The sequence below is a fragment of the Listeria grayi DSM 20601 genome (assembly GCF_000148995.1).
Lineage (GTDB): Bacteria > Bacillota > Bacilli > Lactobacillales > Listeriaceae > Listeria > Listeria grayi.
Window position 1 is genome coordinate 685,704 of the sequence record NZ_GL538352.1, and the last position, 18,017, is coordinate 703,720.

The window sequence follows — 18,017 nt, forward strand, 5'->3', positions numbered from 1 at the left end:
TTTTTTGGCTGAACCGATATAATAAAAGAAAAAGGCCGAGAAAGGAGTTTCGATAATGGGATTTGTACATCTCCAAGTAAAAAGTGCATTTGATCTGCTTTCCAGCACAGCCTCGCTTGACGCACTCATTGCGAAGGCAAAAGCGTGTGGATTCGATTCTCTAGCGATCACAGATAAAAATGCCTTATATGGGGCAGTGAATTTTTATGAAAAATGTCAGGCTGCTCAAATTAAACCGATTATCGGAATGACCGTTTCCGTTTATGGCTATATCGATACGACACGTTCTTATGAGTTGCTTTTACTAGCTGAAACTACTGCGGGCTATCAGAACCTGCTTAAAATAGCGAGTGCCATTCAAACTCAAGATGAAAAAGTCCTGCCGCTCAATTGGTTGAAAGCTTATGGAAAAGGATTGATCGCGATTTCTCCTGGAGCGACAGGCGAAGTGGAGCATCTGCTGATGGATAGTTCTCCTGAGAGTGCTGCTGAAGTAACAGCATACTGGCAGTCGATCTTTTCACAGGATTCTTTTTTCTTATCGATCCAAGCGGAGAACCCGCGTTTGAAAGAAGCTGTCCAGAACTTCAGTAGCGCGCAAGAAATCGATGTTGTCCTTACTAAAGATGTCCAATATCTGGATGCAGGAGACGTTCGTGCGCAGGAAGTGTTGATGGCGATCCGCGATAATCGAACCGTTGATTACGAAAAGTTGCCGCTTGCCGGACCGAATTTTCTTGCTTCCGCTGATGAAATGGCAGCAAGCCTGACTACTGACTTTGAGCAACAAGCTTATGAACAAACGGCGAAGATCGCAGCAAGATGTCAAGTTGTAATCCCAATGGGGCTGCAGCTGCTACCGCGTTTCCCGCTGAGGTCAGGCAGCAATGCCAGTGCGGAATTAGAAAAGTTGGCGCTGGCAGGATTGCAAGAAAGAAATGTTGCAAGAGACAAACGGTATTTAGACCGGTTGCATTACGAGCTGGATGTTATTACGAAAATGGGATTTCAAGACTATTTTCTGATCGTTTGGGACGTCATGCGTTTCGCCAGAGAAGTAGGGATCCTCACCGGACCAGGGCGTGGTTCTGCCGCAGGATCACTGGTTTCTTATGCTCTTCGGATCACGGATGTGGATCCGATCGCTTATCGTCTGCTGTTTGAACGTTTCTTAAACCCGGAGCGTGTAACGATGCCGGATATCGATCTGGATTTCCCAGATAACCGCCGCGATGAAGTCATTCGCTATGTCGTCGATAAATACGGCGCAGATCATGTTGCTCAGATCGGAACGTTCGGGACATTAGCTGCAAAAGCGGCGATCCGCGACACGGCAAGAACGTTTGGATTGAATGCAGTGCTACTTTCCGAATGGTCGAAAATGATCCCTAGTCAACTTGGGATAACATTAAAAGCAGCGCGTGAACAGAATCCGCGGTTAAACAGTCATATCCATTCTTCCCATGTCAATGAGATGATCTGGGAGATCGCAGAGAAATTGGAGGGACTGCCGCGCCATATCTCCACACATGCTGCCGGAATCGTTATCAACGATGAACCGCTCGTTACCTATACACCCGTTCAGTCGGGAAGTGGAGATGCACGTTTGACGCAATATGCGATGGGCGAGCTAGAACGTATCGGTCTTTTGAAAATGGACTTTTTAGGACTGCGGAATCTCAGCTTGTTGGATCGGATCTTGAAAATCGTCAATTATAACCGTACGAAGCCGCTCACGCTAGCGGATATTCCACTGGAGGACAAGGCGACGCTGAATCTTTTTCAAAAAGGAGACACAACCGGAGTCTTTCAATTCGAGTCAAGTGGGATTCGGCGTGTCCTTCGCAAACTGAAGCCGACTTCTTTTGAAGATATCGTTGCGGTCGATGCCCTGTATCGTCCCGGTCCAATGGAACAGATCGATACTTTCATTGCCCGCAAGCATGGGGAAGAAAAGATCGTTTATCCGCATGAGGATCTGAAGCAGATCTTAGATGTCACGTATGGTGTTATCGTTTACCAAGAACAAATCATTCAAGTAGCGAACCGGATGGCTGGTTTCTCGCTAGGAGAGGCAGATATCCTTCGCCGTGCAGTGAGCAAGAAAAAGCGGGAAGTTTTAGACGGTTTTCGCAAACAATTTGTCTCCGGCGCGAATGCAAATGGTTATGCGGAGACGACTGCCAATGAAGTGTATGATCTGATCGTTCGTTTTGCCAATTACGGCTTCAACCGCAGTCATGCTGCTGCGTATTCCAAGATCGCTTTCCAACTAGCTTATTTAAAAGCGCATTATCCAGCAGCTTTTATGTCCTCTCTATTGAGTTCTGTATTTGGGAACGATGAGAAAATCGCCCAGTACGTAACGGAAGCGAAAAACTATGGAATCGAAATGCTTGCGCCAAGCGTCAATAAAAGTGGCTATTATTTCCAAGTAGAACAGGAGAACAAGATCCGCTATAGCTTGCGTATCATTCGAAAAGTGCCGAATAAATTTATTTTAGAGCTCTTGAATGTCAGAAAACAAGGGGGCCCGTTTGCGGATTTCTTCGATTTCTGTGAGCGTATGCCAAATAATATGCTGACCCACCAAGTTTTAGAAGCGCTGATCTATGCTGGAGCATTTGACGAATTCGGTAAAGATAGAGCGGTCCTTATGGCTTCTATTGAGACAGGACTCCAATATACAGATCTTTTCGGTGAATCGGAAGCAGGAATGAATCTCTTTGCTACAGAAGATTCTTTCTTAAAGTCGATGAAGCCGAAATATCGGGAAGCGGATCCGATGCCGATGGATACAAAACTAGATAAAGAAAAAGAGTTTACCGGTCAATACGTTTCCGCACATCCTGTTACTTCCTATCAACAAGTAGCGCAGACACTTGCGGTTACAGAACTTGCTGATGTGACGAATGGAAATTCTTACGCCATTGCAGTGTATGTACATCAAATCAAGACGGTTCGCACGAAAAAAGGGTCGCAGATGTGCTTTTTAACCATCAGTGATGCCTCCAAGGAATTTCGGGCTGTGGTTTTTCCAGAAGTATATGCAAAGGCGCAAGCAATTATCCAAAAAGGTGCGATCTTGCTGCTGAAAGTAAAAGTAGAGGATCGTAACGGGGAGATGCAAGCTGTTGTGAACAGTATCCAAGATATGAAAACACTCGAGCCTGCCAAACGGCTTTTTTTGAAAATCGCCACAGCTGAAGAACTGAATATGGTCAAAAAGATCTTACTTCAAAATGCCGGTGACCATGCCGTTATCGTTTATCATGCCGGGGAAAAGCAGACGCTACAACTGCAAAATAAATTCTCCGTAAACGGCTCGGACAACTTGCTGCACCAATTAAAACAGACGTTAGGTACCGAAAATGTCGTTTGGAAATAAGGTTTAAATTTCCTATCTTTCCAAAAAGTATGGTATAGTGTAGAATGGAATTTATTTGTTAAGAATCTTTTTCTTTATCTTTCGGCGGGATGGCGGTTGTTCATTTCTGAGGAGAAGAGCTGGTATTGGTGCGAGCACCAAGCAAGACCTTTTCATGCAGAAGGAAGGCACTGTTGTCTCGCTGAGATCAGTTTTTGTTTGAAAAAGTATCATGCACTTATTAGATTTAAAATTATAGAAAGCGTAATGGGGAGGTTTTTTTCCTTGTTAGGAGATTTGTTTACAAAACCGAAAAAAAGGAAGTATGCAAGTGTGTCAGCTAGTGGGGCCAAGACAGAAGTACCAGAAGGCATCATGACAAAATGTCCCGACTGTAAGAAAATCATGTACACCAAAGAACTGCAAAAAAACAAAATGGTATGCAGCCATTGTGGATATCATCATCCAATAGGGGCAATGGCTCGTATCGAGATGCTCGTTGATGAAGGTTCTTTTCAAGCGCTGGATGCAGATCTTACGACTGCTAACCCGCTTGGGTTTGACGATTATATGGATCGCATCGAGAAAGATAAGAAGAAAACCGGATTGAACGAAGCAATCGTGACTGGACATGCCAAACTTGATGGCGTTCCATTTGTTGTTGCTGTCATGGATTCCAGATTCCGGATGGCAAGCATGGGATCTGTCGTAGGTGAAAAGATTCTTCGTGCTGTGGAAGAAGCAGATCGGACCAAAGAAGCATTCATTATTTTCACCGCTTCAGGTGGTGCCAGAATGCAAGAAGGAATGATCTCGCTGATGCAAATGGCGAAAACTTCTGCTGCCTTCAAACGCTTCAGCAATCATGGCGGACTTGCGATCACGGTTATGACGCACCCGACAACTGGCGGAGTCTCTGCTAGTTTTGCTTCCCTTGGTGATTTTAACTTTGCTGAGCCAAAAGCATTGATCGGCTTTGCAGGACGCCGAGTAATCGAACAGACTGTTCGCGAAGAGTTACCAGAAGACTTTCAAACTGCTGAATTTTTATTGAAACATGGACAGTTGGATGATGTTATTTCTAGACTCGATATGAACGAGAAGCTGGCATTCATTTTGCAAGTCCATGCTCCAAAGAATGAGGAAGTAGGTGAACAGGATGGCGAGTGAATTAGAATTTGAAAAACCGATACTCGAACTCAAAGAGAAGATCACCGATTTAAAAGAGTATAATGAAAATGCGGAAGTGGATTTGACCCGCGAGATCGAAAAGCTGGAAAAACGTCTGGCTAAGCTAGAAACAGATATCTATGACAACATGACAGCTTGGGACAAATTCCAAGTAGCGAGACATCCTGAACGCCCGACTACGCTAGACTATATCCCTTATCTGTTTGATAATTTCATGGAGCTGCATGGTGACCGGGCCTATGGTGATGATGCGGCTATCGTTGGCGGTATCGCGACCTTTAAAGGCACACCGGTAACCGTTATTGGTCACCAACGCGGGAAAGATACTAAAGATAATCTTGTCCGCAATTTCGGGATGCCACATCCCGAAGGCTTCCGCAAAGCACTTCGCTTGATGAAACAAGCGGATAAATTTGGTCGCCCGATCATTTGTTTTATCGATACTAAGGGTGCTTATCCGGGTCGAGCTGCCGAAGAACGCGGCCAAAGTGAAGCAATCGCACGGAACCTATATGAAATGAGCGACATGAAAGTGCCGATCATTTCCATCGTTATTGGGGAAGGCGGAAGTGGCGGGGCGCTGGCACTAGGTGTCGGCAACCAGATCTTTATGCTAGAGAATGCGGTCTTTTCCGTTATTTCTCCAGAAGGCGCTGCAGCGATCCTTTGGAAAGATGCGAGCAAAGCCCAAAAAGCGGCAGAATCTATGAAGATCACGGCCGATGATCTATATGAACTGCAGATCACGGATGGTATTATCCCAGAAGTGAAAGGCGGCGCGCATCGCGATTTAGAGGAACAAGCGAAAGCAATCAAAAAAACACTGAGCAAAGCGCTTCATACATTGACAGCTCTTTCAGAGGAGCAATTGGTGGAACAGCGTTATAATAAATTCAAAAAAATCGGCGTCTATGAAGTCGAATAAATAACAATGAGGGAAGAAACGCCTAGATTCGCAGTTCTTCCCTCGTTTTTTTTGTAATTAGTGAAATATTTTTCAAAGTCACGAGAAGGTAGACCAATTCCCGGACGCCCTAATGAAAAACGTTTTCATTGTCTATTCCAATCATCCAGAATAGGAATAAAAGTAGAAAACATTTGAAAAAACGCCGGAATCCTGCTTTCCATTTACATTGTTTTCATGTAAAATGAAATACGAAGAATGACAAATAATATCATTTTCTAAGGTGGTAGAAAAAATGAAACGAATTGCAATTTTAACAAGCGGAGGCGACGCTCCAGGAATGAATGCTGCTGCACGTGCAGTAGTACGTAAAGGGATCAACGAAGGGCTGGAAGTTTACGGAATAAATTACGGCTTTTTAGGTCTTGTCAACGGAGATATCCATAAACTGGAACTTGGTTCAGTAGGAGATCTTTTGCATCGTGGAGGAACTTTCTTATATTCCGCACGCTATCCAGAATTTGCGACAGAAGAAGGTCAGCTTAAAGGAATCGAACAACTGAAAAAACACGGCATCGAAGGATTAGTCGTAATTGGTGGCGACGGTTCTTATCATGGCGCAGAGGCGCTTACGAATAGAGGATTCCCAACAATCGGCGTACCGGGAACGATTGATAATGATATTTGTGGAACAGACTTTACGATCGGCTTTGATACAGCACTTAATACAGCGCTCGACGCACTAGATAAAATCCGTGATACAGCGACAAGTCATGAACGTACTTTTATTATTGAAGTAATGGGACGCGACGCTGGCGATATCGCACTTTGGTCTGGATTAGCTGGCGGTGCAGAAGCGATTCTTATTCCTGAAGAAGAATTCAGCATGGATGATGTTGTCGGACGTTTGAACCAAGGACGTGCTCGTGGTAAAAAACACAGCATTATCGTTGTTGCAGAAGGCGTTATGAGCGGAAACGAATTTGCGGAACGCTTGGCTGAATATGGCGATTATCATGCACGTGTATCTGTTTTAGGTCATATGCAACGTGGGGGAAGCCCGACTGCATTCGACCGTGTACTTGCAAGCCGTTTAGGCGCTCGTGCAGTAGAATTACTATTAGAAAACCGCGGCGGTCTAGCTGTCGGTATCCGTAATAACCACATTACAGAAAATAACATTACAGAAATTTTAAAAGAAAAACACACATTGGATAAAGATTTGTTCAATCTAGCATCGATTTTATCCATCTAAGACAGAGAAGGCTGCCCATAATGGCGGCTTTTCTGCTGCGCGTATGGAATCGTAGCATTGCGATGTTTTTCACAAATAAGCAGATCTTACTAGGTTGTAGCTGGTAAATTCGTTTGTTTATGTATATAATGAAGAGGAATAGGTAGTTCTAGGAGGAGTATTAACATGAAAAAAACTAAGATCGTTTGTACTATTGGGCCAGCCAGTGAATCGATAGATACATTGGTAAAATTGATTGAGTCGGGAATGAACGTTGCTCGCCTTAACTTTTCCCATGGTGACTATGAAGAACACGGTGCTCGAATCGAAAATATTCGCAAAGCATCTGAACAAACAGGGAAACAAGTAGCTATTTTATTAGATACAAAAGGCCCTGAAATCCGCACGAATGATATGGCAGGCGGCAAGTTAGAATTCGCTACTGGAGATATCGTACGCGTAGCAATGGAAGAAGTAGAAGGAACAAAAGAAAAATTCTCCGTTACTTACCCACAATTATTTGACGACGTAGAAGTTGGATCATCTATCTTATTGGATGATGGTTTGATTGCGCTGGAAGTAACTGAAAAAGATGCTAAAAACCGCGAATTAGTAACGAAAGTATTGAATCCAGGCGTATTGAAAAACAAAAAAGGCGTTAACGTGCCAAATGTTTCGATCAACTTGCCAGGTATCACTGAAAAAGATGCTAACGACATTCGTTTTGGTTTAGGTCAAGGAATCGACTTTATCGCTGCTTCTTTTGTACGCCGTGCATCAGATGTACTGGAAATTACGAAAATTTTAGAAGAAAATGATGCGACTCACGTTCAAATCATCCCTAAAATCGAAAACCAAGAAGGTGTCGACAACATCGACGAAATCTTGCAAGTATCGCAAGGCTTGATGGTTGCTCGTGGCGACCTTGGAGTTGAGATCCCAGCGGAAGAAGTTCCGATCGTTCAAAAACAATTGATCAAAAAATGTAATAAATTAGGTAAACCTGTTATTACTGCTACACAAATGCTAGATTCGATGCAACGCAACCCACGTCCAACTCGTGCGGAAGCAAGTGACGTTGCCAATGCTATTTTCGACGGAACAGATGCGATCATGCTTTCTGGTGAAACAGCAGCTGGGGATTATCCAGTAGAAGCAGTTAAAATGATGGCACAAATCGCGATCCGTACAGAAGAAGTGATTTCGACACAAGACAAAGTAGCGCTTAAAATGCATGAAAATACAGATATGACGGAAGCGATCGGCCAAGCAGTTGGTCATACGGCGCGTAACCTAGATGTTCATACGATCGTTGCTGCGACACAAAGCGGTCACACAGCGCGCATGATCTCTAAATACCGTCCGAAATCGCATATCGTTGCCGTAACATTCAACGAACATGTATACCGCAGCTTGGCGTTGTCATGGGGCGTTTATCCTCGTCTAGCAGAGCCAGTTTCCAATACAGATGAAATGTTTGAATTAGCAGTGAAAGAATCTGTTGATTCCGGAATCGCAAAACAAGGTGATTTGATCATCATCACGGCTGGTGTACCAGTTACAGAAAGTGGTACAACTAACTTGATGAAGATCCAATTGATTGGTGAAAAAGTAGTCAAAGGCCAAGGGATCGGCGACAAATCCGTAAGCGGAAAAGCAATCGTTGCCAAATCCAATAAAGAAGCTTTAGCGAAGGCAGAAGAAGGCGGCATCCTTGTTGTAAAAACAACGGATAAAGAAATTCTTCCAGCAATCGAAAAAAGCGTAGCGATCATCGTAGAAGAAGGTGGATTGACAAGCCATGCAGCTGTTGTAGGAATCAACTTAGGTATTCCTGTTGTTGTTGGTGCAAAAGATGCCACTTCCCTAATCAATGATGGGGAAGTAATCACGGTTGACTCTCGTCAAGGCAGTGTCTACAATGGTAAAACATCAACTCATTAAAATAATGATCATCGACCGGTAAAGCCTTGTGCTTTGCCGGTTTTTTTATTTCCATGTCTAATTTACTGAAATTGAGGTATAATAACTGAAATAAGAACTGCAATTTGAATTAGCTTCAATTGTTTTTTCTTATGCTATATAGAAAATAACATAAGGTTTACTTTATGACATTTAGTGATTTTATGTTATAATTACTTCTATCTTGCGAGTTTGCAAGTTTGAAAGGTGTAATGGAATGTTTTCAGAAAGCATGTTATTTTTATTACTTTTTTTACTCCTTGGTTTAATAGCGAAGAACAATTCATTGATTATTGCTGTCGTGGTCGTTTTGTTATTAAAAATTTTCCATGTTGATGGCAAGATCTTAGAAACGATCCAAGCAAAAGGTATTAATTGGGGAGTAACGATCATCACGATTGCGATCTTGATTCCAATTGCCACGAATCAAATCGGCTTGAAAGATCTGATTGAATCTTTTAAGTCCGCAGCTGGTTGGATTGGCTTAACAGCGGGGATCCTTGTGTCGATTCTTTCTAAAAAGGGTGTCGGCTATATGTCCGTTGATCCGCAAATCACTGTCTCGCTTGTTTTCGGGACAATACTAGCTGTTGTACTTTTCCGCGGAATCGCTGCTGGACCAGTTATTGCTGCGGGAATAGCGTACATAGCCATGCAAGTGGTTGGTTTTATCGGTAGATGAGGTTTGTGAAATACACGAATAGTGCAAAGCCTTCTAAAGAGGGCTTTGCATCTTTAAAAGGAGGAATAAATCATGCCACTTTCTAAAGGATTAGAAAATGTCTACGTTGCTGAAACATCGATCAGTTCCATTGTAGATGATACGCTGACTTATGTTGGCTATAGTATCGACAATTTGATGGAGAATGATGCGTCATTTGAAGAAGTGATCTATCTTCTTTGGCACCTGCGCTTGCCGAATGCGAAAGAACTTAAAAAATTCCAAGAAGAAATTGAAGCAAATATCGAAGTTTCCGAAACGATTATTACTAGCCTACGAATGCAGAACCACCAAAATTTGCATCCGATGAGTGTTTTGCGCACAACGGTATCGATGCTTGGGGTATTTGATACGGAGTCGGAACTGGAAGACGGGGAAGCGGTATACCGTAAAGGACTGCGATTACAAGCGAAAATGCCTACGATCGTAGCTGCTTTTTCAAGAATCCGCCGCGGATTAGATCCAATCGCGCCCAAAAAAGGACTTTCGATGGCTGCAAACTTTTTGTATATGCTGACGGGAGAAGAGGCAGATGAACTTTCTGTAACTGCCATGAATAAGGCACTTGTTTTGCATGCTGATCATGAGTTCAACGCTTCCACCTTCACTGCCCGCGTTTGTGTAGGAACCCTTTCGGATGTCTATTCCGGAGTCACTGCTGCGATCGGCGCATTGAAAGGACCACTTCATGGCGGAGCAAATGAACGTGTTTTCGATATGCTCGAAGACATCGCCGAATTAGAGAATGTCAGATCCTATATCGGGAATAAAATCGACAATAAACAAAAAATCATGGGATTTGGTCATCGCGTGTACCGAAATGGTGATCCAAGAGCAAAATATCTACAAGAAATGTCTCAAAAAGTAACAGCTGAATCTGGTGAAGAAAAATGGTATTTGATCTCGAAAGAAGTAGAACAAGTCGTATGGGAATTAAAACATTTGCATCCGAACGTCGACTTTTATTCGGCTTCGCTCTATCACGCGCTCGGAATCGATCATGATCTGTTTACACTTGTCTTTTCTGTAAGCCGTGTATCCGGTTGGCTAGCACATATTTATGAACAATATCGCGATAACCGTCTGATCCGTCCACGTGCGATTTACGTAGGACCGGAAAACAGGGAATATCAACCAGTTGAAAAACGCTTGTAATAAAGGAGGAAAAGCAAGATATGACTATTGGTGAAAAAATTCAAGTAGAACAAGGGACATTACATACCCCGAACAATCCGATCATTCCTTTTATTGAAGGGGATGGAACAGGAAGAGACATTTGGCGTGCGGCGAAGCGAGTATTAGATGCAGCAGTCAAAACGGCATATAAGGGTGAGAAAGAAATTGTCTGGAAGGAAGTATTAGCTGGGCAAAAAGCTTTTGACACGACTGGGGAATGGCTTCCAAAGGCAACATTAGATACCATTCGTGAGTATCTGATCGCAATCAAAGGCCCTCTAACAACACCGATCGGAGGCGGGATCCGTTCGTTGAATGTAGCACTTCGTCAAGAACTCGATCTTTATGTATGTCTGCGCCCAGTTCGTTATTTCGAAGGAGTTCCTTCTCCAGTCAAACGTCCAGAAGATACGGACATGGTGATTTTTCGGGAAAACACGGAAGACATCTATGCGGGGATCGAATTTGCAAAAGGAACAGAAGAAGCTGAAAAGCTGATCGCTTTCTTGAAAAAAGAGTTTGGCGTGAACAAGATCCGTTTTCCAGAGACATCCGGGATCGGTATCAAGCCGATCTCTCAAGAAGGAACGGAACGGTTAGTGCGTTCTGCGATCGACTATGCGATCAAAGAAGGCCGTAAATCGGTTACGTTGGTCCATAAAGGAAACATCATGAAGTTCACAGAAGGAGCCTTCAAAAACTGGGGCTACGAATTAGCAGAACGGGAATACGGTGACCAGGTCTTCACGTGGAATGAATATGACCGTATCAAAGAAGAAAAAGGGATCGAAGCAGCTGATAAAGCGCAAACACTTGCTTTAAATGCTGGTAAGATATTGATCAAAGATTCGATCGCTGACATCTTCTTGCAGCAGATTCTCACAAGACCAGCTGAATTTGATGTTGTGGCTACGATGAATCTAAACGGCGATTATATTTCTGACGCGCTTGCTGCCCAAGTCGGCGGCATCGGGATCGCTCCGGGGGCTAATATCAATTACGATACCGGTCATGCTATTTTTGAAGCAACGCATGGAACAGCACCTAAATATGCAGATCTTGATAAAGTGAATCCATCCTCTGTCATCCTCTCTGGAACATTGTTGCTAGAGCATATCGGTTGGAGCGAAGCAGCAGAATTGATCACGAGATCTATGGAGAAAACGATCGCTTCTAAAGTCGTGACTTACGATTTTGCCCGCTTGATGGAAAATGCTTCTGAAGTTAAATGTTCGGAATTTGCGGATGAATTGATTAAAAATCTATAATATAGAGATTTTAAGCAATCTATAACTAGTCTGTAATTTTGATTTTAGATAAAAACATTCAGTTAATGAGAAATAACTTCTTAGCGAATTTGCTGAGAAGTTATTTTTTGTGACAAGCAATGCGACCGCAAGTGTTTTTCCCCTATACCTATGTTAAAATAAAGATATTGAAGCAAGAAACAAGGAGGATATCCCTGATGAATAAATTGATTTTGATTGATGGTAACAGTATCGCGAATCGCGCATTCTATGCATTGCCACTCTTAAATAATGATAAAGGTGTCTATACAAATGCTGTTTACGGCTTTGCAATGATGCTGATAAACGTGATCGAAAAGGAAAAGCCAACACATGCACTAGTTGCATTTGATGCAGGGAAAACGACGTTTAGACATAAAACTTTTAAAGCATATAAAGGCGGCCGCCAAAAAACACCAAGCGAACTTTCCGAACAATTCCCCTTTATTCGCGAACTGCTAGATGCTTACAGTATTGCCCGTTATGAATTGCCCGACTATGAAGCAGATGATATCATCGGTACGCTTGCTCGCGAGGCAGAAAAGGAAGCGTTTGAAGTCATCGTGATCACAGGAGATCGCGACTTGACACAACTTGCTTCATCGCACATCACGGTCTATATCACTAAGAAGGGTATCACCGATATGGAAAAAAATACGCCCGAATCTCTTCAAGAAAAATATCAATTAACACCAGCACAGATTATTGATATGAAGGGCCTAATGGGAGATTCCTCCGATAACATTCCCGGAATTCCAGGAGTTGGCGAAAAAACAGCGCTCAAGTTGTTACATCAATACGGTGGGACGGTCGAAAGTGTATTGGAACATGCTTCTGAGATTTCCGGCAAAAAATTGCAGGAAAAAGTGATGGAAAATAAAGAACTAGCGCTACTAAGCAAAGAATTAGCAACAATCAATACCGAAGCACCTGTCGAAGTAAAAATCGCGGATACAGCTTATTCCGGCTATGATACCGAAAAAGTTATTCCGTTGCTTAAAGAAATGAACTTTACATCCTTGCTGAAAAATATCAGTGCAGAGGATCCGGAAGAAGAGAAAATAGAGCTACAAGGGATCGACGTAACGATCAAAACCGATGTTTCTCCTGAGGATTTCGGGAAACACACCTCTTTTTATATCGAATTACAAGGAGAAAATTATCACACCGCTGACATTATCGGCGTTGCAATTTCTTCCGATAAAGGAAATTTTTATTACAGTGCAGCAACGATCCAAAACAGCACTGCGTTTGCAGATTGGATCAGCGACCCCAATCAGACAAAAGCCGTATACGATGCCAAAAAAACAATGGTTACATTAAATCGTTTAGGACTGCCATGCGAAGGGATCTTGTTCGACTTTATGCTCGCTTCATATGTGCTCGATCCTTCTCAGACGATCGATGATTTCGCTAGTGTAGCCAGTCGTTATGATTATACGCAAGTAGAGGCAGATGAACTTGTTTTCGGTAAAGGAGCAAAATACAATGTTCCAGACGAAACGAAAGTAGCAGATCATTTGGCCCGCAAAGCAGTAGCTATTGCCAAGCTTGAACAAACAGTCAATGAATCGCTGGAAAAAAATGAGCAGTTGGAACTTGTGGATAACTTGGAATTACCTCTGACATTTGTCCTTGCGAAAATGGAAATGGAAGGCGTTCGTGTTGATACGGAGCGCTTAGAAGAGATGAAATCAGAAATGGCAGTGCGTCTGCAAACAATCGAATCTAGCATTCATGAACTTGCTGGAACGACTTTCAATATCAATTCACCAAAACAACTAGGTGTGATTTTATTTGAGACGCTTGGCCTGCCGCCAGTCAAAAAAACAAAGACTGGTTACTCGACGGCTGCAGATGTTTTAGAAAGCCTCTCTGGTAAGCACCCGATCATTGATGAGATCCTGTTATATAGACAATTAGGTAAGCTCCAATCCACCTATGTGGAAGGACTGCTAAAAGTGACTGATAAAAAGACAAGCAAAGTCCACACTCGTTTCAACCAAACACTGACACAAACAGGACGTCTGAGTTCTGTTGATCCGAACCTGCAAAACATCCCGATCCGCTTAGAAGAAGGCCGGAAGATCAGACAAGTTTTCGTTCCAAGCCATCCAGGCTGGAAAATGTTTTCTGCCGATTATTCGCAAGTAGAATTACGGGTGCTAGCCCACATTTCCCAAGATGAAAACTTAGTCTATGCCTTTAGAAACGATTATGATATCCATACGAAAACAGCTATGGATGTTTTCCATGTTTCGGAAGCGGAAGTGGACAGCTTGATGAGAAGGCAAGCGAAGGCAGTCAATTTCGGCATCGTTTATGGTATCAGCGATTATGGTCTATCGCAGAACCTTGGAATCACCCGAAAAGCGGCAAAAGATTTTATTGATCGTTATTTCGCTAGCTATCCAGATGTAAAAGTCTATATGGAAGAGATCGTCCGTTCTGCCAAAGAAAAAGGGTACGTGGAGACGATCTTGCATAGACGTCGCTATATTCCAGAAATCACCAGTCGTAATTTTAATGTCCGCAGCTTTGCTGAGCGAACAGCGATGAACACGCCAATCCAAGGAAGTGCAGCTGATATCATCAAACAAGCGATGCTACTCATGGATGAACGCTTAGAGTCCGAACAAATGGAAGCAAAATTACTGCTTCAAGTACACGATGAATTGATTTTTGAAGCACCAGAAGCAGAAATCGCAAAATTAGCCGAGATCGTTCCAGATGTTATGGAAAATGCCGTAGCACTTTCGGTACCGCTGAAAGTAGACAGTGCCCATGGCGACTCTTGGTACGATGCAAAATAAGTAGAAAAAGGGGTAACAGCAATGCCAGAACTACCAGAAGTAGAAAATGTCAGAACAACACTCGAACGCCAAGTTATCGGAAAAACGATCGATCAAGTGATTGTTCATGTTCCGAAAATGATTCACGGACTTCCGGCAGATGAGTTTGTCCATATGTTGGTTGGCCAAGAAATCGAAGCGGTAAGACGTCGCGGAAAGTTTCTGCTTTTCGACCTGACGGACTGCACGATTCTTTCACATTTGCGGATGGAAGGGAAGTTTCGCGTTTATCCCGAAACCGAACCAACTACGAAGCATACGCATATCATTTTTCATTTTACCGATCAAACTGAATTACGGTTCTTGGACGTCCGTAAATTCGGAACCATGCAAGTTGCCGCCAAGCATCAGGAAGAAACGACAAATTCTCTCCAAAAGCTCGGACCTGAACCGCTTTCCGCTCATTTTGAGCTAGCTGCTTTTGCAAGTAAACTAAAAAAAACGACCCGCGCGGTCAAAACGGCTTTATTAGATCAAAAATTAGTCGCAGGAGTTGGCAATATCTACGCCGATGAGATCTGCTTTGAAGCAGAGGTGCTACCGATGCGGGGAGGAAATGAATTAAGCGATGCTGAAGTCGCTGCATTATATGAAGCCACCAAAAAAATCATTGGTATTGCAGTCGAAGCAGGCGGTTCCTCCATTCGAACTTATGAAAATTCACAAGGAAAGAAAGGGAATTACCAAGACTTTCTCAAAGTTTACGGTCGGACGGGTGAAAAATGTCTACGTTGCGGCGGTACAGTGGAAAAAATAAAATTAAATGGACGCGGCACTCACTTTTGCCGGGGATGTCAGAAGTAGGTGGAAGAATGAGTAAAACGATTGGATTAACGGGCAGTATCGCTACAGGAAAATCTGCCGTCAGCAAAATGCTTGCTGATAAACAGATTCCTGTCGTAGACGCAGATGTCGCTGCGAGAGAAGTTGTAAAAAAAGGTAGTGAAGGGCTGGCAATGATCGAAGCAACTTTTGGAGCTTCCTTTTTGAATGGAAATGGCGATTTAGACCGGGCAAAGCTAGGAGAACTGATTTTCCAAGATGAGACGCAGCGTGAAAAGTTGAACCAAATCACGCATCCACTAGTGCGAAAGTATATGTTGGAAAAACAACAGGAGTGGATAGCGGAAGGAGCACCATTGATCATTTTCGATATTCCGTTACTATATGAAAGCAAGCTGACCCATTTGGTCGATAAGGTCATTGTCGTCAAAGTGGATCCAGAAGTTCAGCTACAACGTTTGATGTCGCGCAATCATCTTTCCGAAAAAGATGCCAAGCTCAGGATCGCAAGCCAAATCTCGATTTCTGAAAAAGCGAAACTTGCCGATTATGTCATTGATAATAATGGTACGCTGGAAGAAACAGAAGCACAGCTGAATCGGATCTTGGCAGAATTGCGTTAAGAACAAATAGTCAGTCCGCCCGCATCATGGTATAATAAACACAAAAATGCTTTAAGGGAAGTGATAGCATGAGATGTCCCAATTGTAAATATAATGGAACACGTGTCGTAGATTCAAGACCAGCAGATGCTGGAAATTCCATTCGCAGACGAAGAGAATGCGAACAATGCGGGTTTCGATTTACGACATTTGAAAAAGTGGAAGAAAGTCCACTGATCGTAGTGAAAAAAGATGGTGCACGCGAAGAATTCGCGCGCGAAAAAGTCAGACGAGGACTCATTCGTGCTTGTGAAAAACGTCCCGTCAGTGCAGAACAGTTAGAAGAGATCGTAAACGAAGTAGAACGCGAGCTGCGTAACATTGGTGACAGCGAGATCTCTTCTGAATTGATCGGTGAAAAAGTCATGGATAAATTGGCGAATCTCGATGAAGTAGCATATGTGCGCTTTGCTTCTGTGTATCGGCAATTTAAAGACATCAATGTATTCGTTGAAGAATTAAAAGAACTGATGGAAAAAAATAAAGAAAGGTGAGCGCTTTGGCCGGATTTTGGATGGAATTACAAGCGATAGACAGCTATCAAGTAAAACTAAATGGTACATTTAATACGATCGATGCCAAAACACTCACGATGCTTTACCAACCCTTGATGGGAACAAGCAGCCTAGCGCTATACCAAACGTTAGCCGCAGAAGTAGAAGAGAACCGTCTTTGGACAGCAGAAAGCCGCTCTCACATGCAGCTCCTAAGCATGCTTCATGTGGGACTCGAAGAATTATTTGAAGCACGCTTGAAACTAGAAGGACTAGGGCTACTCAAAGTCTTTATGAAAGATGCGGACGATACCCGTGAATACGTGTACGAGATCTTGCCGCCACTCTCGCCAGCCCAATTTTTCGGGGATGGCTTACTGAATATTTATTTATTCAGCCAAGTAGGCGAAAAGCAGTTCAAACGATTACGCACATTTTTCTCAGATAAACCATTACCAGCAAACGATTATAAAGAAGTGACACGATCCTTCCAAGATGTTTTTGAAACTTTTAAAGGTACTGCGATTCCACCCGATGTTAACCATGTTGCTTCCGAAGTTTTTCAGAAAAGTAAACCGACAGTGATCCAATTAGATAAAAAAACATTCGATTTTGAAGCCTTTTATCAAATGCTTTCTCCGCAATTGATCACACGGGAACAAATCACGCCTGCTGTCGAACAAGCACTGGTGAAAATGCACACGATCTATGGCGCTTCAGCAGAAGAATTAGTGACTTACTTATATCGCGCGCTAGAACCGAGCGGCGATATCGATTTAGAATACTTACGAAAAATCGTTCGCAACGGCTATCATATCGAGACCGGCAGACTACCGGCTCTTAGCATGAAAAAAAGCGCCCCAAAAGAAAAAATACCAGAGCAGTCAGAACCGGCCAGCGATGAAGAAGCTTTGCAGATCTATTTGGAGAACATCACGCCGTTTCAGCTACTGGTAGACATTGCGGATGGAGCAAGACCCGCTGAGACCGATTTGAAAATCGTGGAAGAAGTAATGGAACAACAGCAGTTGCCGACACCAGTCATGAATGTCTTGATCGAGTACGTTCTTTTGCGCCTAGATGGCAAGATCGCCCGTAACTACATGATGACGATCGCGGCACACTGGAAACGTAAAAAAGTCCAAACTGCAAAAGATGCGATGGAGCTTGCTTGGGCTGAACACGAGAAATACAAGCGCCTACAGGAAGAAACCAAAGACAAGCCAACGAACTACTCACGCCGCGGCAATGGAAAGAAAGAAGTCCTGCCGGAATGGTTTGATAAAGAAACTGCAGAACCGACTGACAGCAAAATGACGAATAAAGAAAAGCAAACCTTGGAAGAACAGGTTCGCGAAATCAAAGAAAAACTAAAAAAGAGGTAG

Annotated in this window: 13 protein-coding genes; all 13 read left to right on the forward strand. The window is 43.2% G+C overall.

Annotation, left to right across the window (positions count from 1 at the left end; all coding sequences use genetic code 11):
- Positions 1 to 55: 55 nt before the first annotated feature.
- Positions 56 to 3,388: a DNA polymerase III subunit alpha gene (gene dnaE / locus HMPREF0556_RS03535; RefSeq protein WP_003755587.1), complete on the forward strand. Its 3,333-nt coding sequence runs from the start codon at positions 56 to 58 to the stop codon at positions 3,386 to 3,388.
- 264 nt (positions 3,389 to 3,652) lie between these two features.
- Positions 3,653 to 4,537 (forward strand): acetyl-CoA carboxylase, carboxyltransferase subunit beta, encoded by an 885-nt coding sequence (gene accD, locus HMPREF0556_RS03540; RefSeq protein ID WP_040486443.1) that lies wholly within the window; start codon positions 3,653 to 3,655, stop codon positions 4,535 to 4,537.
- Positions 4,527 to 5,483, forward strand: coding sequence for an acetyl-CoA carboxylase carboxyl transferase subunit alpha (accA, locus tag HMPREF0556_RS03545; protein ID WP_003755589.1), 957 nt, complete (start codon positions 4,527 to 4,529; stop codon positions 5,481 to 5,483). Before accD ends, accA begins: the two co-directional genes overlap by 11 nt.
- Positions 5,484 to 5,757: 274 nt before the next feature.
- Positions 5,758 to 6,717, forward strand: coding sequence for a 6-phosphofructokinase (pfkA, locus tag HMPREF0556_RS03550; protein ID WP_003755590.1), 960 nt, complete (start codon positions 5,758 to 5,760; stop codon positions 6,715 to 6,717).
- 165 nt (positions 6,718 to 6,882) lie between these two features.
- Positions 6,883 to 8,640 carry a pyruvate kinase gene (gene pyk / locus HMPREF0556_RS03555; protein ID WP_003755591.1) on the forward strand — a complete coding sequence of 586 codons (1,758 nt, stop codon included), beginning with the start codon at positions 6,883 to 6,885 and terminating at the stop codon, positions 8,638 to 8,640.
- Between the two features lie 235 nt (positions 8,641 to 8,875).
- Positions 8,876 to 9,340, forward strand: coding sequence for a DUF441 domain-containing protein (locus tag HMPREF0556_RS03560; RefSeq protein WP_003755592.1), 465 nt, complete (start codon positions 8,876 to 8,878; stop codon positions 9,338 to 9,340).
- A 72-nt stretch (positions 9,341 to 9,412) separates the two neighbouring features.
- Positions 9,413 to 10,534, forward strand: coding sequence for a citrate synthase (gene citZ, locus HMPREF0556_RS03565; RefSeq protein WP_003755593.1), 1,122 nt, complete (start codon positions 9,413 to 9,415; stop codon positions 10,532 to 10,534).
- A 26-nt stretch (positions 10,535 to 10,560) separates the two neighbouring features.
- Entirely contained in the window at positions 10,561 to 11,823 is a 1,263-nt protein-coding gene (icd, locus tag HMPREF0556_RS03570) for an NADP-dependent isocitrate dehydrogenase (protein WP_172465241.1), read from the forward strand.
- 197 nt (positions 11,824 to 12,020) lie between these two features.
- Positions 12,021 to 14,654 carry a DNA polymerase I gene (polA, locus tag HMPREF0556_RS03575; RefSeq protein ID WP_050776984.1) on the forward strand — a complete coding sequence of 878 codons (2,634 nt, stop codon included), beginning with the start codon at positions 12,021 to 12,023 and terminating at the stop codon, positions 14,652 to 14,654.
- 21 nt (positions 14,655 to 14,675) lie between these two features.
- Positions 14,676 to 15,497: a DNA-formamidopyrimidine glycosylase gene (gene mutM / locus HMPREF0556_RS03580; RefSeq protein WP_003755596.1), complete on the forward strand. Its 822-nt coding sequence runs from the start codon at positions 14,676 to 14,678 to the stop codon at positions 15,495 to 15,497.
- A gap of 8 nt (positions 15,498 to 15,505) precedes the next feature.
- Complete coding sequence (gene coaE, locus HMPREF0556_RS03585) at positions 15,506 to 16,099, forward strand: dephospho-CoA kinase (protein ID WP_040486444.1); 594 nt, start codon at positions 15,506 to 15,508, stop codon at positions 16,097 to 16,099.
- A gap of 68 nt (positions 16,100 to 16,167) precedes the next feature.
- Positions 16,168 to 16,632 (forward strand): transcriptional regulator NrdR, encoded by a 465-nt coding sequence (gene nrdR / locus HMPREF0556_RS03590; RefSeq protein WP_003755598.1) that lies wholly within the window; start codon positions 16,168 to 16,170, stop codon positions 16,630 to 16,632.
- A gap of 5 nt (positions 16,633 to 16,637) precedes the next feature.
- A complete protein-coding gene (locus HMPREF0556_RS03595) occupies positions 16,638 to 18,017 on the forward strand; it encodes a replication initiation and membrane attachment family protein (protein ID WP_003755599.1) in 1,380 nt (459 codons plus the stop codon).